Source organism: Aeribacillus sp. FSL W8-0870 (assembly GCF_037963755.1).
In the GTDB taxonomy this organism is placed as follows: domain Bacteria; phylum Bacillota; class Bacilli; order Bacillales; family Aeribacillaceae; genus Aeribacillus; species Aeribacillus composti.
The window spans coordinates 2693450-2714679 of record NZ_CP150165.1; the positions used below are offsets into that span (position 1 = coordinate 2693450).

Genomic DNA, 21230 nt, shown 5'->3' on the forward strand with positions numbered 1-21230 from the left:
TTAAGGCAGGGAAACATTTCATCATACAAGCCTATCCAAAGCATGCGCTTCTGTTGCTTAACAGATGAATAGTAAAACGTTTTCTCGCTACCTTTCCAACTGAATCTCTTCTCTTTTAAACTAAGTTTATAGGGAAGAAGTTCAAAAGAAACATATAAAACAATCAGGAAGGAGTCTCTTTTTATGTACAAGTTTGGATTTATCGGAGCCGGATCTATGGCGGAAGCTATTATATCCGGATTGATCAACGGGAACAAGTGCCGGAGAGAAGAGATCGTTGTGACAAACCGTTCCAATGAAAAGCGGCTCGAGGAGCTGCAAAAAACATACGGCGTCACGATGACAAAAGATAAAAAGCATTTGTTTGACAACACAAAAACGATTTTTTTCGCGATGAAGCCGAAGGACGTTGACGAGGCAGTAAAAACAGTCCGCGAATACGCAACAGAAAACCATCTTGTTATTTCCATGCTCGCAGGCGTTTCAACGAAAGCAATTGAAACATTATTCAACAAACGTATTCCCGTCATTCGAGCAATGCCGAATACGTCCGCTACCATCAGACAATCAGCAACCGCCTTGGCACAAGGACAATATGCAACGGATGGTGACCTGTCAGCAGCTGTTGAACTGTTTCAATTGATCGGAACAGTTGAAATTGTTGAAGAAGACAAGCTCGATGCCGTCACAGGACTGGCAGGAAGCGGACCAGCCTATATTTATTACATAGTAGAAGCAATGGAAAAAGCAGCAGAAGAAATCGGGTTAGAAAAGTCCATGGCGCGCTCCCTCATTGTTCAAACACTTTATGGGGCAGCATTAATGTTAAAAACGTCTGACAAAGAGCCGTCTACTCTAAGAAAAGAAATAATGAGCCCAGGCGGCACAACTGAAGCCGGCTTAAGCGTCTTAAACGATCATCACGTAGATGAAGCTATTATAAGCTGTGTGAAACGGGCAGTCGAACGGTCAAAAGAATTAAACAGCGCTTTGGAGGAAAAACTGGTGAACGAACAATAATCTGAAATCGGATTCGGGTTCAGCGAGCAATACTGAACCCCTTTTTTATATTTACCAAGCAGATCATATGACAAAAATAATCATAATTGCTAAAATTTCAAAGGAAATATTTAGGGAGGCGAATAAAAGATGAAAGACCGATTATTATTTTCTCCATTTACGATTAAAGATGTCACATTGAAAAATCGAATTGTCATGTCGCCGATGTGCATGTACTCAGCCGCAAATAAAAAAGGATTTCTTGAAGATTTTCATTTCACACATTACATTTCAAGAGCGGTGGGACAGGTGGGCCTCATCATTCTTGAAGCAACAGCTGTTACGCCGGAAGGCAGAATTTCTGAATTGGACCTCGGTATATGGGAAGATGACCATATTATAAAATTGGCTGAACTTGTGCAGCAAATCAAATCATACGGAGCGAAAACAGGTATCCAGCTTGCTCATGCAGGAAGAAAGTCAAATGTGAGCGGAGACATATTCGCCCCATCTTCAATTCCTTTTGATCAAAACAGCCGTACACCGAAAGAACTGACAAAAGAACAAATAAAAGAAACGGTTGAAAAATTTCAATTAGGAGCAAAACGAGCTAAGGACGCAGGCTTTGATATCATCGAAATCCATGCTGCCCACGGTTATCTCATTAACGAATTTTTATCTCCGCTATCAAACAAGCGCAATGATGAGTACGGAGGAAGCTTAGAGAACCGCTACCGGTTTTTAAAAGAGGTTATCCAAGCCGTAAGGAAAGTGTGGGAAGGCCCGTTGTTTGTTCGTGTTTCCGCCAGTGACTATGTTGAAGGCGGATCGACGATAAATGATTACGTACAAATTGCTAAATGGCTGAAAGAGGATGGTGTCGATTTGATTGATGTCAGCTCAGGAGGGCTTGTCCCGGCAAATATAGATGTTTATCCCGGGTACCAAGTGCCATTTAGCGAAAAAATCAGACAGGAAGCAAACATCAAAACAGGGGCAGTCGGCTTAATTACTTCACCTTTGCAGGCGGAAGAGATTTTAAAAAACAACCGGGCGGATCTTATTTTTGTCGCCCGCGAATTATTGAGAAATCCATATTGGCCTTACCATGCAGCTAATGAACTAAACGCAAAAATTGAATCGCCGACACAATATGAACGCGGATGGCGCGTATAAATCGAGTAGGAGGGAGCGATTAACTCCCGTCCTCTCACACCACCGTACGTACGGTTCCGTATACGGCGGTTCAATTAAGATAATTGACGCAAGTCTTTATAACTTCCGTGAATAGCTGTTCTCTTTATGCCAGTGGTCACTCCACCCTCCAAGAGATCTCCCACGGGATTCACCGCTTCCTCCCTCAAGTGAGGTACTACGTTTTCTGTGTTCATCATGACTCACTGAATGCCAAGGGCTATTCTCTCTTAATTGTTCGGTCCTTCTTAGTTGTTCTAGACCAACTAATACTATGACCTCTGCTGACTTCTGACGGTTCAGCTATCTATCACTAGATAGGTTACCAAGGTTACTTGGCGTGCCAGCCAGACCTCCCCGGGTAAGAGTGTAATCTTTCCTTCCATCCATCTGCTTCATTTACTCTGTATCACCTTCGGCAGAAAGGGCTTTGTTTTGTCTTGCAAACTCACCCAGTGATACCTAGCCTCATATGAAGTTCGTGTTCCGAGAGACCCAAAGTTTGCCGCTCGCTTCCTTCAGATTCCGCGTCACCACGGACACCCTTGCGTTAAGCTAACTGCTACTTCTGCCTTCGCAGCTCGGGACTTTCACCCTATAGATTACACCCATGCCGGGCGCACAAGAAGAAGCTGTCTCAAAAAAGCCTTTTGAGGCAGCTTTTGTTTGCATATTGCATTTTCCAAAGCATACTGTGAGTGTTGAATCAACATATAATTCTTTCATTGCCGCAACCGAAAAAATTTTGAAAGTTCAGAGATTCTGCAAGAATCATGTCGACGATTTTTTTGCCCGATTATAGGACTAAATATGCCTGTAGACGATTCTTTTATTCTATGTAAAAAAGGCGGCGAAAGTTTCATTTTTGGCATCCCCATACCATTTTCTACTTTTTAGGAATTGGGACACATAAAAAATCATGGGCAAGGCTTGCTTCTGGAAATACAGCCCTTGCTTCAGCAAGAAGCATTTGACAATCCTCTTCGCCTTGATATCGCGAGCTAATATGCGTCAGCCATAACGTTTTTGCGTTTGCCTCTAAAGCAATTTGCGCTGCTTGAACTGTTGTCGAATGAAAATAATTGTAGGCCAAAAGCTCTTCATCCTTTGCAAATGTCGCCTCATGCACTAAAACATCCGCATCCTTTGATAATTCGACGCTTTGCTTGCAATATCTTGTATCACCCAAAATCGAAACAATCCGTCCTTTTTTGACAGGACCTAAAAAATCTTTTCCATTCAAAACTCTTCCATCAGCAAGTTGGACTGTTTCGCCATTTTTTAATTTTTTGTATATAGGTCCAGGTTTTACTCCAATTTCTTTTAATCGATCCGCTAAAAGTGTTCCGGGCAGATCCTTCTCTATAATCCGATAACCGAATGAAGGGATGCCGTGCTCCAATTTCTTTACCTTAACGATGAATTGATCATCCTCAAAAACGGTTTCATCGTCAAATATTTCTTTTGTAATAAGCGGATATTTAAGATGAGTAAAGCTTAACTTCAAAGTTTGTTCCACAAATTCTTTAATGCCGGGAGGACCGTAAATTACGAGCGGGCTCTCGGCGCCATGAAAGGATCTTGTTCCTAACAAACCGGGAAGTCCGTATATATGATCACCATGCAAATGCGTAATAAAAATTTTTTCAATTTTTGCCGGTTTGATGTTCGTATATAAAATCCGGTGCTGTGTCGCCTCGCCGCAATCAAACAGCCAAATAGAACCGCGTTCTTCAAGCAATTCAAGCGCAATGGAAGACACATTTCGATGTTTGGCCGGCAGACCAGCACCTGTTCCTAAAAAATAAAGATTCAACGTTCGCTCCTCCAAATGTCTTTTTATCTGTTATTATAATACATTCATTCAATATTTAGCAGAAAAATCAGCAAATATTATTTGCGTTACAGTACGTTTACCTTTAAAATTAAATATTTGAACGGGTACATATTTTTAGCAAAATTTATAGCAAAACGATAAAGTGAGGTACGTTCAGTGAATACAATCCAGTTACCAAAAGCAATCATCATTATATTCGGAGCAACAGGAGATTTAGCAAAACGGAAATTATTCCCATCCATTTACCGTTTATATCAAAGCGGTAAGATCAGCGAAGAATTCGCGGTCGTTGGCGTGGCAAGAAGACCATGGACGAACGAAACGTTCAGAGAAAATGTTAAAGATTCCGTTGAAAATGCAGTTTCCGTCAACAGCGATCTAACATCCTTTACTTCGCATTTTTATTATCATCCGTTTGATGTATCGAACCAGTCTTCGTATCACAGCTTAAAAAGCTTACTTTCCGACTTGGATGAAAAATATCAAACGGAAGGGAACCGAGTCTTTTACTTGGCGATGGCGCCTGAATTTTTCGGAATCATCGCTAACAATTTAAAAGAGCACGGTTTAAAAGATACAAACGGATGGACAAGACTTGTCATTGAAAAGCCGTTCGGCCATGACCTAGCTTCCGCCCAAAAATTAAACGATGAAATCCGCACCGCATTCGATGAAGAGCAAATTTACCGAATCGACCACTATTTAGGAAAAGAAATGGTGCAAAATATTGAAGTCATTCGATTTGCCAATGCGCTTTTTGAACATTTATGGAATAACCGTTTTATTTCCAATATTCAAATTACTTCAAGCGAATCACTCGGCGTGGAAGACCGGGGCAACTATTATGAAACATCCGGTGCGCTCAGAGATATGGTGCAAAACCATATGCTGCAGATGGTGGCCTTGCTTGCGATGGAACCGCCAATTAAATTAACGACTGACGAAATTCGTTCCGAAAAAATTAAAGTGCTTCGTGCTTTACGGCCAATTCAGGAAAATGAAGTCGATAGCTATTTTGTAAGAGGCCAATATACAAAGGGAATAATTAATGGAAAAGAGGTTATCGGCTACCGAGAAGAAGCAAATGTAGATCCCGATTCCAATACAGAAACATTTGTGGCCGGAAAGATTTTGATTGACAATTACCGTTGGGCAGGCGTTCCTTTTTACATTCGCACAGGAAAGCGGATGAAAGAAAAATCAACAAAAATTGTTGTCGAATTTAAAGATATTCCAATGAACCTTTACTTTAAAAAGGAAAGCGACCGCGTTCCAAACTTGCTTGTCATCCATATCCAGCCTGATGAAGGGATTACGCTTCATCTCAATGCCAAAAAAGCGGGAGTAAGCTCAGAGGCTACACCAATTAAGCTTTCTTACAACAATAACGGCATCGACGGCATGAACACTCCGGAGGCATATGAAAGATTGCTATATGATTGCATGCAAGGCGATGCCACGAATTTTACCCACTGGGATGAAGTCGCCTTATCATGGGCATATGTTGATCCGATTTCAAATGCATGGTCCCGTAAAAAAGCGGCCTTCCCTAACTATGAGGCAGGCTCGATGGGTCCTAAAGAAGCGGATGAACTTCTTGCCAAAGACGGCTTCCATTGGTGGCCGATCTAATGACATTTTTCAATTTAAAAGTGTTGCCTTATTAAGGGCTTGTCTAAAAAGTCCATAAAAACAGAGCGAATGGAGAAAACAATGAGTTTTTCCATTCGCTCTGTTTCCTTATTTTTGAAATTGGTTTGGGAATTTGCGGCCCATTTCAGTATGTTGTGGGCCATTGCCACAATCCCGAATTCTGTTCGGACTTTATGAAGCCCCCGTAACAGAAATCGAGTGAAACGCAAATTGCCCTTGATGTTACCGAACACACTTTCGACATCCACTTTACGCTTCGCATAAAGAGCTGCCTTTTGTTCGTCACCAAGAGCTGCTTTGGCTTTCGCTTTCATTTCTTCATAAATCGTGTTCCAATATACTCGACGATTTCCTTTGGCTTTCGTACACCCATTCTTCAACGGGCAATCCGTACAATCTTCACACTCGTACACTTTCAAATCTTGTATGTATCCAGATGCATTTTTTCTTTTTTGATAATACTTGAATACGACTTTCCGATTGTTCGGACAGATAAAGCAATCGTCTTCTTCGATGTATTTCCAGTTTTGTACTTTTGATAAATCCTTTTTAAACTTTTTACTTTGTTCCTTCAAATAGGTTTGGTATGGGGCTAATAATTCAAAACGAGGTTCTTTTTCTTCGCCAATCGCATATAAATAGTTTTCTTCACTCGCATATCCTGCATCGGCAATGACATACTTGAGTTTCTTTTCCTTCGGCATCGATTCCAATAACTTTTCCATAAATGGTTGGAAACAGCGAGTATCTCCTGGATTTTGATAAATTTCAAATCCCACGATAAATTGATGTTGTGTGGCGAGTTGAACATTATAACCCGCCTTGAGTTGGCCGTTTTTCATATGGTCCTCTTTCATTCGCATAAAAGTGGCCTCATGGTCGGTTTTCGAGTAGCTATTTCGTTCACCTAGAATCTGTTTTTGTACTTTGTATTTTCGTAATCGTGGAAGATAATCCGTTTGAATCGTTTTCAGTTGTTTGGTGAGTTGGGATTTTTTAGAGCGAAGTTCTTTTTTTCTTTCTTTGTCTTCTTCCTGTTTATAATCTTTTTCCAAAGCTTCTATTCTCTCAGAAAGTTGTGCCGATGATTTTTCTAATTCTTCTTCTAATTGTTCTTCTTTTAATTCCTCCAAGGCGATTTGGTGCGCTTCTTGTAGAAACGATTGAATTTTGGCTCGTAGTTTCTGATCATATTTTTCTACGGATTTTCGCCATACAAACGTATATTTGTTGGCATTCGCTTCTATTTTCGTACCATCCACAAAAATATGGTCGAGGTCGATAAGTCCTTGTTCTACTAGTTGAAGGACAAATTGTTCAAATACAGAATCCATCATGTTTGACATACGAACACTACGAAAATCATTTATTGTGCGATGGTCAGGGGTTTGCAATCCCGCCAACCACATCATCGGAAGATTTTCTTTCACCATTTGCGCTATTTTCCGACTTGAATAAACATTTTGAGTGTACGCATATAAAATCACTTTCAATAACATTTTAGGGTGATAGGGTGCACGACCCCCACCAACATAATGAGTATACAACACTTCATCCGGAATCGATTCCACCATTTCATCCACTAAACGGGCGACATGATTTTCAGGAATATACATTTCGATATCTAAAATGCTCATGACTTGACGATTGCAATAAGGTTGGAAAACTAGTTTTTTGCGTTTCTTATTCTTTTGAACCTCTATTTTTTGAATACCCTCTAGAGTCATTTCTAATTGCGTGTTATAATTTTCTTGAATAGTCATTTGATTATTCATAAGAAATCGTCCTTTCTGTAGAATGTTTTTTGGTCAATTTCATTCTATAAAAAAGGACGATTTTTTTGTACCCTAAAAACAGAAAAAAGGGCTGAGCCCAAGGTCGATTCAATCGACTTTTCGGACAGCCCCTTATCATATTGATGCTTTAATGATTAATAACGAATATCAAACTTTTGAAAGCCTTCCACTTCATCATGTTCCGTTAATTGTATATTTTCAACTTTTGAAAAAGGACTACCTTTTTGAATAGAGGCAAGAAAGTTCTGTAAATTTTGCTCCTCTCCTTCTGCAACGATTTCAACCGTTCCGTCCATCTTGTTTCGAACCCAACCGGAAATTTGGTGCTCGACCGCTTTTGATTGCGTAAAATATCGAAACCCCACTCCTTGCACACGTCCTGAAACAATGATATGGTATTGCTTCATTTTTTCACTCCTTTCATAAATATTCTTCATTTCTATCTTAATTTATTTTTTACCGAATTTAGATATAAACGAAACGGTTTGTGAAAGAATTAATCAAAAAAGTGATAGTTAAAAAATATATCCAATAGAGGCTGTCTAAAAAGTCAAATCCTCATTGAAAAATATCAATCTATCAACATTTCTAAAACATTAAAAGAGCGTCTATAAGCCGAAAAACGACTTATTAAACATCCCCATCCAAATTATAGAAAGTAAAGTTCATAGGGGGGAATTTACACAATAATTTGGACTTGACCAAAGAATTTTGCAAGTTAAAAAGATAGAAAATCAATATAAGATGGAAAAAATCCAATCACAACTAACGCCAACCGAATGAAAAATATTAGAGTTCATAGATAATACGTGAAATTGCAGATGAAATGTTCATTTCCATCCGAACGGTCAAAAACCATGTCAACAACATTTTAAAAAATGGAAGAAAAAAGCAGCAAAAAAAATTAGGCTTATTTAAGAGGTAAGTTTAGTTATCGAACTTCTTAATTGTTTCTGGAGTTACCTATAGGCTTTTTTATTTATGTGATTTTACATTTAATAAATCACATTCCGTCCTTAGTGATTTTCCTTCGTTGAAACACGATGCCTAAATGACCACAAGGATAGGAAATGAAATGAGGTTTATTCCAAGCTTTCCATAGTTTGATATAGTCTTCATAATTATATGGAAATTTTACAGCATACTGGTACATTTTTTTACCAATACAAATAGGGCTGAAACTATGAATGATATCCAAAGTTCAGCCCTTTTGCCGCAGATTTTTAACTACTTATTTTTTTTACGGCTTGCAATATCTATCCAGACTGCTAGTACAAGAATACTTCCTTTCACAATGTACTGCCAATAGGTGTCCAGCCCCATAAGGGACATTCCATTATCGAGCGATGTCATGACCATGGCCCCTATAATCGCACCAATAATCGTTCCAGATCCGCCCATTAAAGAGGTTCCGCCAATGACACATGCAGCGATAGCATCTAATTCATACATCTGACCAGCCGAAATGGTAGCAGAAGAAAGACGAGCTGTTAACACAATTGCTGCAACGGCTGATAACAATCCGCTAAATACAAACAGCAGCATCGTGCGACTTTTAATATTAATTCCTGATAAACGCGCAGCTTCTGAATTTCCGCCAATTGCATAAATATGACGGCCAAATGTTGTGTTATTCGCAATAAATGAAAAAATGACGGCCAAACCGATAACAAATATAATGGGAAACGGAATTCCTTTATAGCTGTTCATCGTGATGACGAATAAAACAATGAGTGAGCTAAGAAAAAGTATTTTCATGATTTCCAATGAAAGCGGCATTACTTCAAATCCATAATTTAAGCGGGTTTTTCGTTTTCTTATTGTTAAAATAACCAAAATGACTACTGCTAGTATGGCCAACACAATCCCAAACATATTTGTAAAATAGGCACTTCCAAGGGCAATAAAATTCGCATCAAAAATAGGAATGGTTGTTGATTTCGTTATTCCCATTAAGATGCCGCGAAATGCCATCATACCGCCTAAAGTGACAATAAATGCAGGAATTGCCTGATAGGCAACTAGCCAACCCTGAAGTAGGCCAACAATTGCACCAGCAACTAACGTGACAACAATGACAACAATCGTTGGCATTCCCATCCAGTTACTAAATATGGCAGCAATACCTCCTGTAAGACCTACAATGGATCCGACAGATAAGTCAATGTGTCCGGCAACAATAACGAGAACCATTCCAATCGCTAAAATAGAAGTAACAGACATTTGAGTGAATAAATTTGAAAGGTTACGCGCTGTTAAGAATGTATCGTTCAAAATTCCAAAGAACAGCCAAATCGCAACTATGGCACCAATCATCGTATAAGCCCGTACGTCAATTTTTCCGATTATATCTTTCAACGACTTTTTTTTGACATTTGTCTTTTGTTGAGCCGTCACTTTTAATTCCATTTATTTCCCTCCTCCCGTTGCTGCTGACATAATTTTTTCTTGTGTGGCTTCTTCTTTCGTCAGCTCTTTCACAAATCTGCCTTCGTTCATGACCAGAATTCGATCGCTCATACCAAGTATTTCAGGCAACTCTGATGAGATCATAATGATTGCGACTCCTTCATTAACCAGCTGATTCATTAATTGATAAATCTCATATTTTGCCCCTACATCAATTCCCCGTGTAGGTTCATCTAAAATTAAAATTTTCGGCTTAGACATCAACCATTTGGCAATAACGACTTTTTGCTGATTCCCTCCCGATAATGCTCCAACTTTCGTTTCAAGAGATGCCGTTTTAGTTTTTAACTTCTGGACAAACTGTTGGCTTGATTTCATTTCTTCATTATGGTTCATAACGCCCCATTTGCTAATTTTTTTCAAACTGGCAAGAGTGGTATTTGTTTTCACATCCATACTTAAAACAAGACCAAAGCGTTTTCGATCCTCTGTCACTAATGCTATCCCTTCATTAATAGCATCTTGAACGTTGCGAATGTGAACCTTTTTACCTTCTATCCATACCTCGCCTTCCCGTTTTCCCTCATATGCTCCAAAAAGACTTGTGGCAAGCTCTGATCTACCAGACCCCATTAATCCAGCTATTCCAAGGATTTCTCCTTTTCTAAGTGAAAAGGAAATATTATCATTTACCTTCATTTTTGGCATGTCTGGATGCCAGACAGAATAGTTTTTCACTTCAAGAATCGTTTCTTTTGGAGTTCGTTTAGCTTGCGGATATCGTTCCGTTAATTCTCTGCCGACCATTAAAGAAATAATTTCATCCTCACTTGTTTCATCTTTGGATAGAGTTGCAATGGATTTTCCATCACGTAAGACGGTTATGGAATCAGCTAAACGAAAAACTTCAGGCATTTTGTGAGAAATGTAAATACATGTTACCCCTTTTTTTCTTAATTCCTCTAAAATTCCCATTAATATTTCGACTTCACTCTCTGTTAAGGCAGCTGTCGGTTCATCTAAAATCAATATCTTCGTATTTTTAGACAAAGCTTTGGCAATTTCCACAAGTTGTTGCTGCCCGATGCCAAGTGAATAGATTTTCGTTTGAGGGGCCACATTTAAACCTACTGCATTTAACCATTCGGATGACTCATAAAACAATTGATCCCATTGGATGACGCCATATTTTTTCGGTTCTGCTCCTAGAAAAATGTTCTCTCCAACTGTCAAATCTTTAACGAGTGCAAGTTCTTGGTGAATAATTGCAATCCCTGCCTTTTCTGCATCTTTAATATTGCGGAAATGTACAGGGGTTCCGTTTATACGAATCTCTCCTGAATATGTTCCAGTTGGATATAATCCACTTAATACTTTCATTAACGTCGATTTACCCGCTCCATTTTCACCACAGAGCGCATGAATTTCACCTTTTTTCACTTTAAATGTTACACGGTCTAATGCTTTCACTCCGGGAAACTCTTTTGTTATTTGATCCATCTCTAACGAATACAACCATCTTCCCTCCCATTCGCAGCATGATAGAATGAGAAAGGTCTGACTCTTTTGTAAGAGTCAGCCTTTATAACATTTAATTCTGTTTTGGCCATTGATCTTTTGGAACATTTTGATAGACATCTTCTAATTTGTGAAATCCATCTTTAATGACAGTATCTAGAACATTTTCTTTCGTTACAGCAATAGGATCGAGAAGGACAGATGGAACATCGATTTTACCGTTCGGTATTTTTTGATCTGTTTCGATTTTTTCTCCTTTTGCAACAGCTACAGCTATTTCAGCCGCTTTCGTGGCAATAGCATGAATTGGTTTATAAACCGTCATTGTTTGCGTTCCTTCCACGATGCGTTGCAGCGCAGCCAGCTCTGCATCTTGACCAGACACAGGGATTTTCCCTGCCAGTCCTTGAGCCGCTAATGCTTGAATGGCGCCGCCAGCTGTGCCATCATTTGCTGCTATAACTGCTTGAATATTATTTTTATTTGCTGTTAAAGCGTTTTCCATATTTTTCAATGCTTCTTCAGGCTTCCAGTCCTTTGAGAACTGATCATAAACAATCTTAATATCCCCTTTTTCTTCAAGCGGTTTTAACACATTCATAGCTCCTTCACGGAATAGGTGAGCATTATTATCTGTATCGGCACCACCGATGTATACATAGTTTCCAGTCGGTGCTTGCTTAACAATCTCTTTCGCCTGCATTTCCCCAACTCGAACATTGTCAAAAGATACATAGTAGTCTACATCTGCATTTTTAATCAGGCGGTCATACGAAATAACCTTAATTCCTTCTTTATGCGCTTTGTCAACAATAGCTGCTGTAGCTTCTGCATTATGTGGTACAACAACTAACACATCTACCCCTTCGGAAATTAATTGTTCTGCTTGATTCAATTGAGCGGCATCATCGCCATTAGCCGCAAGCGTTTTTACTTCTGCTCCTAATTCTTTTACCTTTGCTTCAAACAGGTCTTTATCGCGCTGCCAGCGCTCCTCCTTTAACGTATCCATTGAGAAACCAACCACAATTTTGTCGCCATCTTCTTTTGCTTGACTGCTTTTGTCCTCGCCTCCCGATGAAACAACGCCGCATCCTGTTAAAGCAGAAGCTAAAACAAGTGATGCAGCTGCCATCGATAAAGTTTTCCACCATTTCTTCATTTGAAACCCCCCTCGTAATGTTTACGCTTTCATTTTTAAGCCTATCACGCATATGAAAACGATTTCTTTCTTATTTCCTTCACTTTTTCGACTTATAAAGGGACATTTTTCACCTGTAAAAATTTTACTGACTACCAAAATAGGACTCTTTTAATATTTGTCAAAAAAGTGCTAAAAAAAGATCACCCCTCCTGCACGTATAGGAGAAGTGATCGAATTTATCATTTATTTTTCTGCAGTTGGTTTCGATACTCTTTTGGCGTCATTTTCGTAACTTTTTTAAAAACTCGACTAAAATAGTTAGGATCGTTATAACCAACATAATAAGAGATTTCTTTTACGTTAAGATGGTATTGTTTCATCAGTTCTTTCGCTTTTTCAATACGCATATGTGTTAAAAAATCAGAGAACGTTTGGCCCGTTTCCTGTTTAAATCGTTTACTAAAATAGTGTGGATGAAAATTCATCAATTGAGCGACTTCCTCTAGTGTAATATCTTCGTGAAAATGATCAGAAATAAATTGAAGTGCTATATCTAGTCCCTTCGTATTCTCTGAATTTAGTAAAGCTCGATTCTTTTCTTTCTTGTCTGAATCGTGTGCAGCCTCTACTTCTGAAATATGTTTTACCCGTCCAAAATACGGTTGAGATGTTACAGCCAGAAGAGCTTCTTGATATGACTTTTTAAAGCCTTGAATATCCTTTTGCAAAGTACCAATTCCTATTTTAATTTTTTTGTTTGTTCGTTTTTCGATTTCCTTCAACCATTTCATGGAAAGAGTAATCCATTGATTTCTCGTCATGTCCTGATCGGAAGGAAAAGAAAATATCGTCATACGATGATCGATTAAAGGACTGCATATACACTCTTGTTTATTTTTCATATACCTTTTGACAATTTGGTATAAATCTTGTTTCTCTTCCATCTTTATATCGGAAAATTCAATGACAAAGGCTACGCTAGTTCGGTGAGGGATTTTTAACAGAGAAAGCAATTCATCCACGTCTGTTTCTGATACTGCATCCATCATAATCATTAGGGCACATTCGGATTCACTAATTGAAAAAAGGTGTCCCAGCTTTTCTTTCATTTTCAGTTCCTTCTCACGATTTAACAATTCTTCTTCTAATTCTGATATACATTTTTTCAACACAGAGACAATTTTCTCTTTTTTAGCTGGTTTTAAAATATAATCATTCACACCGAGTTCAATGGCTTCTTTTGCATAGGAAAAATAATCAAATGCAGTTAATATAATGATTTTAATCTTAGGATTTTGTTTTTTTATTTCTTCAATCGCCTCCAGTCCTTGAATACCAGGCATTTTTAAATCCATAAATATAATTTCCGGCTGATGCTTTTCCATCTGTTGTATCGCCAATCGGCCATTTTCAGCATGAAAAATTTGAAATTGATTGGGCAAACATTTTTGAATCATCAATTCTAACCCTTCACGCTCTAGAGGTTCATCATCTGCAATGAGAAGTTTATACATGCATCTTTTCCCCCCTTACTCTTGGTAATGACAACAAAATCGTGGTGCCGCGACCTTGCTTGCTTTTAATATCCACGATATCATGTACTTGGTAAAATAATCGCAAACGTCGAAACACATTTTCCATTCCTAATCCTGTTGAATGTCCTGTTGATTTTTTAATTGAAAAAGATGGTGACTCGAGTATTGTTTTCACAATCTTTTCATCCATCCCTACACCATTATCCGAAATTTTCACCAACACTCTTCCTTCTTTTTCTTTGACGCTTAACTCAATAACAGCTCCTGATTCCATTGATTCGATCCCGTGGACAAAAGCATTTTCAAGCAAAGGCTGAATCGTAAGTGCAGGTATTGATTGGTCTAAACAATGATTATCAATCTCCATTTGAAATGAAATACGGTCACGAAATCGTGCTTTTTGTATGGCAAAATACTCTTTTGCATTTTCAATTTCTTCACGCAGCATGACAGGTTCGTTTAATTTCCGCAAATTATATCGTAATAAATTGGAAGTAGAAATGGTTAGTTCACTCGTTTTTTCAGCTCCTTCAATATATGCAAGCTTTGAGATCACATTTAATGTGTTAAATAAAAAGTGCGGGTTAATTTGACTTTGAAGTGCTTTTAACTCTAATTCTCTCATTAATTTTTCTTTTTCTAGTATTTCCATATTTTTAGAGATTAATTTTCGTAAATTTTCAATCATCTGATTAAACACTTTTCCTAGTACCCCAACCTCATCATTTGGCTGGTATATCGGCACGTTCGTATTTAAGTCTCCCGCAGCGACTTGTTTAGCTGTTTGAACAAGCTGCTGAATGGGAATGACGATACTTCGAGACAGCCAGATAGCAAATACGATACTTAATGCTGTGGTTACAATAAACAAACTTCCTCCCCATTTATTCATATTTTCGTTAATTGCCAACATACTATTATACACAGGCTGGTATTCACTCAATTCCATGTCTACTAGTTGTTGGCTATCCTCCCGAATGAAAGAAGCAACTCTTTCTATTTCTTTGAATTGATCAGCTTGATCCAGAAATTTTTTTTCTTTTAAGTTTGTTAAAATAGCTTCTTCCAGTTGGAGAAAAGTATTGATCATATTTTTGTAATTATCAACTACTAAAGCATTACTGGCCGAATTGTTGCTTAAATTATTTTGCAGAGCTTCTAAATTAGCTTTATGTTTAATTAGCAAGTTAAGATTTTCTTTGTCTTGATATATGAGATAGCTGCTTAAATAGCGAAGATTTTCTTGAGTTTCATTGGAAATTTGTTTGTATAAGTAAATACGATGGACCATGAAGTCATAGCTCTTTTGAACTTTTTTTCCACTATCAAAAATAAAAAATGCTATAGTATTGAGTAAAATGACGAGCAATGGAATAAAGATAAACAATTTTGTCCGTATATTCACGGTGTTACCTCCATTTGTACGTTTGATGCATCTACTTTTTTGCTTGAAGTAAAATATACGTTTGGTATAGGTTGTCCTTGCAAATGCTTGGACATTAATTGAACAGCAATAAAACCCATTTCATATGGTTTTTGAATGATGGTTGCTGTAATCTCTCCTTTTTTTATTGCCAATAATGTTTCTTCGACGTCATCAAATCCAAAAATTTGAATATCGGATCGTTGCAAATTTTTCACAGCCACTGTCATACCAATTGCATCTAAAGCACTTGTCCCAACCATCACTGAAATATCGGGATATTTTCTTAACATAATATCAGCTTGAATGGACGCTTGTATTCTTGAAATATTGGATGCTTGGACTTCCACTACTTCTAACCTTGGATGTTGTTTAATAACTGACAAAAAACCATCTAGCCGCTCCTGTTGATTGTCAGATGATTCACTCCCAATAATAACCCCAATTTTATGCTGCCCTGTTGTCATATCTACCACGGTTTTCCCAAGCAATTGACCAGCTGCAAAATTGTCTGTCCCTACATAGGAAAGACGACGGCTCGCTTTAGCATCTGTATCAATTGTGATAATTGGAATATTTTTGGATATTGCTTTATTAATGATTGGAGTAAATGCTTCTTCATCCAAACTTTGAACAATGATTCCATCTACTTTAGAAGCAATTGCTTTTTCTAATAGCTTAATCTGTTCTTCAATACTTGTTCGTAACGGAGCGACATATTCAACTTCTACTTGAAACTTTTTTGCAGCATCCTGAGCACCTTTTTCTACTTTCCGCCAGTATGGATTATCGAATTCTTGAGCAATAAGAATAAAATGCGGAGGTTCTTCATGTAGGGAAACCCTTTTGTCAAGAGCTTCCACTGTCTCTTCCATCTGCTTTGACGTCCATATAAATTGAATAAAAACATATAGAAACAAAATAATTAAGAATAAAAAAGTTAATGTCCATCTTTTGTTTGACATATATTTCACCTTTAGCTCAAATAAATTGTAACCGTTTACAGTTAATCCGATTAAATATTTTGATAATCTACAAGCCTTATATCTATTAATATTATTATAAACTAGTGCGATTTCCTTTTTATTTTTCATAAATTTCTCATGTATGACTCCTCATAGGGAAATAATTCATAGCTTTTGTCTTACACTGATCGCTTTTTCCCTTTAGGAGTCTCGCGAATTTCACTTTAAATGAGGATAGCTTTCGATTGAAACATCGTTCTACTATTTTTCGGTAGAAAGGTTAAAAATTAATTATCAAAAATGTTGCGGCCGTAGCTTTTTGCATACAAATTTCCATCCTCTAATCACCATTTCTTTACAAAATGAGCCAATGCCAGCAAAGGAAAAATATATTCATAGCTTGGATAATGAATGTAAAATCCGCCAGGTAAGCCTTGACCTTTTGGGTATGTGATTGTCCATGAATTTTCATCTTTTGAATTTAATAAATAGTTCACTGCTTGATTCATTTGTGGTGTAACCGTTTCTTCTGCCGCTGCCAAAGCGTCTAATGCCCACGCGGTATGCACTCTAGTGCTAGCTGGTAAAGGGATAAATTTTTTCTGTATATCACTTTTACAAGACTCTCCCCAGCCCCCATCGTCATTTTGAATGGAGTATAACCATTTCACAGCCTTTCGTACGGCAGGGTGATCTCTTCTCATCTTTACTGCGATTAAGCCTGTTAATGCACACCATGATCCATAAATATAACAAATTCCCCATCGTCCATACCAAGAACCATCGCTTCGTTGATTTTTTAAAAGCCACTTTACCCCTTGCTTTATAAACGTTTGATTGTAGCTTGATCGTGTAAAATTACCTAAAAACTCCAACGTTCTTCCCGTTAAATCAGGCGTTGATGGGTCAAGAAGCATTTTTTCCCCGCCTTCTATCGGAAGCCAAGATAGCGATGACTTATTGACATTTTTTTCGAACGATCCCCAGCCTCCATCATCGTTTTGCATAGACAGGAGCCATTTCATTCCTCGATCCCAAAAGGAGCGATTATTTAATGCTTCTTTTCGCAACGCGCGTAAAGCCGCTGTTGTATCATCAATATCCGGATTCATCGTATTAATATTTGAAAATCCCCATCCCCCCGGTATTTGATACGGATTATGAACAGCCCAATCACCATATAGATAGTGCTGGCGAGAAAGCAAATATTGATTTGCTCTTTGAATAGAAGCTGACGCAGATGGCACACCAGCTTCTTGTAATGAATAGCTTAATAATGCCGTATTCCAAACAGTTGCCGTCGTGTATTGAATATGAGTATGTCCATCTATTGTTGTCTTCATTGACTTTAGCCCTTGAACAGCCCGAACAATAACTGGATGCTTTTTCGAATATCCTAGAGCCATCAGAGCAAAAATCATTAAAAATGTTGAACTAAAGTAGCTATAAAAGGTACCATCTTGTTCAATTCGATTTAACATATATTGTTCTGCTCGATGTAATGCCAATCGATGAAGCTCAAAAGGAATACCTACTAATTGTTTCATGCCGTCATATATAAACGAAAAAAAAGAACGCCATTCAGAAGAGTCCAAGTCCCAAAGGTCTTCAATTCTATGAACATATAAGTCTGATAAGTCAGGAGTATGCTTTGTCTTTATACTAAACTTGCGATCAGCAGCAATCAATATCGGTGTTAAATTGGCTCTTGCATAAACGGAAAAGTCAAAAAAATTTACAGGAAAAGTAGTCGGAAATAAAATGAATTCGATCGGCAGATGAAAGGATTTAGGCCATTTGATTTGGCCCGTTAAAGCAAGCATGACTTTCGTAAACATATTTACTTTTCCAATGCCACCATAGTTTATGATAAACTTCCTAGCTAGTCGCATGTTTGTATTGTTTTGATCGATGAATCCCGAATAAAGTAAAGCATAGTATGCTTCAACTGTTGTGGATAGATTTCCCTTCTCTTCATCGTAAAACAGCTTCCATGCTCCGTTTCTCTCCTGTTTACTTAATATCCTGTCAACGAGTGATTGAATGAATTGTTCATCATGAATTTCCAATGTTCGTAATAAGATAATCATATAACAATCTGTGGCAATACCCGTTTCAAATGGGAAATCCCAAGCTCCGTCAAAATTTTGCCTCTTTAGGATTAATTCCGCCAATCGATTGATTTCAGCTTCAATTCGTTGTTTCATCCTATTCACCACCACTTCATGTAGTAAGTTTTAGCTTATTCCTATACATATTCAGCTTTTATGGAAGCTATTCGATGAGGGAGGAATAGGATGGTCTTTCCATGGTTGAACAACAATAAATTGATCGATCAACAGCTTTTGAAAATTAAGGAAGATCTCGTCGAAAAAATGAAAAGTAACGTAAATCAGCCTATGCCTCCATTACAAACATGGGAACAAAACATCATTGATTCCATTGTGAACGTGACAAATACACTCAACACTAACAACGTAACTAGAACAGCTGCATATTTAAATTTTTATATCAGGCATCCAGACATCCATTGGGCGCTCTTAGGACATATGGTTTCCCGGAATGGAGGATGGCATATGACAGATTTAAAAGGAGACTTGTTAACAAGGCTAATATCAGAAAAGGAGCAAAAAAACTACTTTTTATTTTTAGAACGTGGAAATTGGTTAATCTTTCAAGATGTATTCCCGCAATTTTTACTTTATCACCACAGCTTGCGCATGAAACGAAACTTATTTTACCTCCTCCCCTATTTAAACGTATCAACATTTATGGAAACAATCTGGAATCACTATTGGGAAAACAGAAACTATTATCTACTGGCAATCGCAACGGTCATCAATGAACAAAACTATTTAGAAAAACATGTTATTCAAAATCATCATTTTCAAAAGACCGTATTAAACACGATTGGTTTCAAGCTTTATGATTTTTTGCGATTTAATCACATCATCTTTCCGTATGTCGAAAATGAAACAAAGCCTGCTTTAATCGGAGCGACGCTGCAGCATTTTGCATCGCTTCATGAACGAATTATGTTAGGTAAACGTTTATATTCTTTGCTTTTTCACCAAGAGAACGTTTTACAAGGAGTGCTGCGTTGGGCAAAAAAAAATAAGCATACAGGTTCGAGAGCAGATTACTGGGGGCACCTCTTTCATCATGTGAAAGAATCATTGCCAGGCACAATCTATAAACGAAGGACAAAAAAGTGCGAGTTGAAAAAAGGAGAGCCGCGCATTTACAGCCCTCAATTAAAATTCGCTTGGGGAAATATCAAACACGAAGACGCGGACAGTGGAGATTGGTTCCATGATTGGAAGGTCATCCACTATTTAAAAGAAGAAACATTTTCAGGCGGGGATATTTATGAAGATTATTGTAAAACAATCGAAAAAATTGAACTTACCATCATGGCGAAAAAAGCAATTTTTCTTAGAAAGGAATAACATTGCTTTACTTGCTGCAACACTTTTTGCCTCTTTACTTGGAACATACTTAGATTTGATTTTTGTTGAATGCAGATTTTACGCCTTTCCAAAACGATTGTTCCCGAAAATCTTCTCTATTAACATCTTGTTTACGCTCGTCATTCTACCTATTATCACCGCCTCATTTTTAATCGTCATGCATAAAATCCGTCCTTTTGTTCGCCCAATCCTGCTTTGCTTGATTGGTATTTTAGCCTGCATTTTTGAACAAGCGGCTGAACGAGCGGGCGTGTTTATCCATTCTTCTAATTGGAATCATTTCTATTCTTTTTTTGGATATATCCTTTTCTTTATAATTATATGGAGATTTTACAGCATACTGGTGAATTCTCCCGAAAACAATTAGGGCTGCAACGTTCAGCCCTTTTGAAGCTGTCGATTACGGGAAAAGAGGCTCCCAATAAAAGGATCAATGAGATCTTTCTGGAGAATGATAAATCGGTGATTTTTTCGGTCTTGACAATAATTGCTGTTTTATGCCCGACAGCATAATTAACGGCATCGATTTTGAAATGGCTGAAGCATCCAGCAAAAATATTTTTATATTTGATTTAACACATAATGTTCCAGTTCGCTTTCGCTGTATTGATTGGCAACTTGATGAATTTTCCCGTTTTTCAGCAATAATATTTCATCGGCCAATTTATGGGCGATCGGGATCATATGCGTGGAAAGAAGAACAATATTTCCCCTTCTGGCATAAGAAACGAGCTTCTTATAAGTTTCAGCAATGTTAATCGGGTCTAAAGATACTAGCGGCTCATCCAACAGCAATACCTTCGGTTTTATTAAAAAAGCAACGGCTAAAGCCAGCTGGTGCTTCATTCCATGCGAATAATTGATGACCAGTTCGTGGATAAACGACTGAATTCCTTGTTCTTCACAAAACCTTTCCAATTCATCTTTCGACATATTCAAATGATAGATTTTTTGAATAAAATCTAAGTTGTCAAAGCCAGATAAAAAATCTAGAAAAATTGGCTTCTCTGAAACATAATGAACAAGCTCATTAAGCTTTTTGTTATCTTTTACTATAATCGTGCCGGAATCATAAGCTAGAATGCCGGACAAAATTTTCATCAATGTCGTTTTTCCCGCACCATTCCTCCCTAATAGACAATAGATATTATTTGGTTCTAATGTAAATTGAACTCCTTTTAATATTTCCATTTTCGCCCGATACGACTTTTTTAAATCCGCAACTTGAATCATCTTTTTCAACCCTACTTTATGTTAATTTTTAACATTCCCCTCTATATTTAAAGA

At 37.7% G+C, this 21230-nt stretch carries 16 protein-coding genes; 5 read left to right on the forward strand and 11 right to left on the reverse strand.

What is annotated here, in order from left to right:
* Window positions 1–183: 183 nt before the first annotated feature.
* A complete protein-coding gene (gene proC / locus NSU02_RS13120) occupies window positions 184–1020 on the forward strand; it encodes a pyrroline-5-carboxylate reductase (RefSeq protein WP_094246174.1) in 837 nt (278 codons plus the stop codon).
* Between the two features lie 129 nt (window positions 1021–1149).
* Window positions 1150–2175, forward strand: coding sequence for an NADPH dehydrogenase NamA (gene namA, locus NSU02_RS13125; RefSeq protein WP_130157790.1), 1026 nt, complete (start codon window positions 1150–1152; stop codon window positions 2173–2175).
* Between the two features lie 904 nt (window positions 2176–3079).
* On the opposite strand, the gene rnz is transcribed toward namA, so the two are convergent.
* Window positions 3080–4009, reverse strand: coding sequence for a ribonuclease Z (gene rnz, locus NSU02_RS13130; protein WP_130157788.1), 930 nt, complete (start codon window positions 4007–4009; stop codon window positions 3080–3082).
* 177 nt (window positions 4010–4186) lie between these two features.
* Between rnz and zwf the strand changes: the two genes are divergently transcribed.
* The gene (zwf, locus tag NSU02_RS13135) at window positions 4187–5662 is read left to right on the forward strand and encodes a glucose-6-phosphate dehydrogenase (protein WP_339193021.1); all 1476 of its coding nucleotides are present in this window, start codon (window positions 4187–4189) and stop codon (window positions 5660–5662) included.
* 14 nt (window positions 5663–5676) lie between these two features.
* Here the strand turns inward: zwf and NSU02_RS13140 are convergent, their stop codons facing one another.
* From NSU02_RS13140 to shc, 9 genes are all read right to left on the reverse strand, one after another.
* Complete coding sequence (locus tag NSU02_RS13140; RefSeq protein ID WP_339193022.1) at window positions 5677–7458, reverse strand: IS1182 family transposase; 1782 nt, start codon at window positions 7456–7458, stop codon at window positions 5677–5679.
* Window positions 7459–7613: 155 nt separating this feature from the next.
* Entirely contained in the window at window positions 7614–7886 is a 273-nt protein-coding gene (locus tag NSU02_RS13145) for an acylphosphatase (protein ID WP_094246179.1), read from the reverse strand.
* Window positions 7887–8706: 820 nt separating this feature from the next.
* Window positions 8707–9888 carry a sugar ABC transporter permease gene (locus NSU02_RS13150; protein ID WP_130157784.1) on the reverse strand — a complete coding sequence of 394 codons (1182 nt, stop codon included), beginning with the start codon at window positions 9886–9888 and terminating at the stop codon, window positions 8707–8709.
* On the reverse strand, window positions 9889–11388 hold the full coding sequence (locus NSU02_RS13155; protein WP_066247700.1) for a xylose ABC transporter ATP-binding protein: 1500 nt from the start codon (window positions 11386–11388) through the stop codon (window positions 9889–9891).
* 91 nt (window positions 11389–11479) lie between these two features.
* Window positions 11480–12568, reverse strand: coding sequence for a D-xylose ABC transporter substrate-binding protein (xylF, locus tag NSU02_RS13160; RefSeq protein ID WP_063388155.1), 1089 nt, complete (start codon window positions 12566–12568; stop codon window positions 11480–11482).
* A 221-nt stretch (window positions 12569–12789) separates the two neighbouring features.
* The gene (locus NSU02_RS13165; RefSeq protein WP_066247636.1) at window positions 12790–14064 is read right to left on the reverse strand and encodes a response regulator; all 1275 of its coding nucleotides are present in this window, start codon (window positions 14062–14064) and stop codon (window positions 12790–12792) included.
* Window positions 14057–15490, reverse strand: a complete 1434-nt coding sequence (locus NSU02_RS13170; protein ID WP_144596820.1) for a sensor histidine kinase — start codon at window positions 15488–15490, stop codon at window positions 14057–14059. Before NSU02_RS13170 ends, NSU02_RS13165 begins: the two co-directional genes overlap by 8 nt.
* A complete protein-coding gene (locus NSU02_RS13175) occupies window positions 15487–16602 on the reverse strand; it encodes a sugar-binding protein (RefSeq protein ID WP_261308723.1) in 1116 nt (371 codons plus the stop codon). Before NSU02_RS13175 ends, NSU02_RS13170 begins: the two co-directional genes overlap by 4 nt.
* A gap of 215 nt (window positions 16603–16817) precedes the next feature.
* Window positions 16818–18680, reverse strand: coding sequence for a squalene--hopene cyclase (gene shc, locus NSU02_RS13180; RefSeq protein WP_339193024.1), 1863 nt, complete (start codon window positions 18678–18680; stop codon window positions 16818–16820).
* Between the two features lie 90 nt (window positions 18681–18770).
* Between shc and NSU02_RS13185 the strand changes: the two genes are divergently transcribed.
* Both NSU02_RS13185 and NSU02_RS13190 read left to right on the forward strand, forming a co-directional pair.
* On the forward strand, window positions 18771–19922 hold the full coding sequence (locus tag NSU02_RS13185) for a DUF2515 family protein (protein WP_339193025.1): 1152 nt from the start codon (window positions 18771–18773) through the stop codon (window positions 19920–19922).
* On the forward strand, window positions 19843–20310 hold the full coding sequence (locus tag NSU02_RS13190) for a CBO0543 family protein (protein WP_339193026.1): 468 nt from the start codon (window positions 19843–19845) through the stop codon (window positions 20308–20310). The genes NSU02_RS13185 and NSU02_RS13190 overlap by 80 nt, the downstream gene beginning before the upstream one ends.
* A gap of 194 nt (window positions 20311–20504) precedes the next feature.
* Here the strand turns inward: NSU02_RS13190 and NSU02_RS13195 are convergent, their stop codons facing one another.
* Complete coding sequence (locus NSU02_RS13195) at window positions 20505–21176, reverse strand: ABC transporter ATP-binding protein (protein ID WP_339193027.1); 672 nt, start codon at window positions 21174–21176, stop codon at window positions 20505–20507.
* Between the last annotated feature and the right edge of the window lie 54 nt (window positions 21177–21230).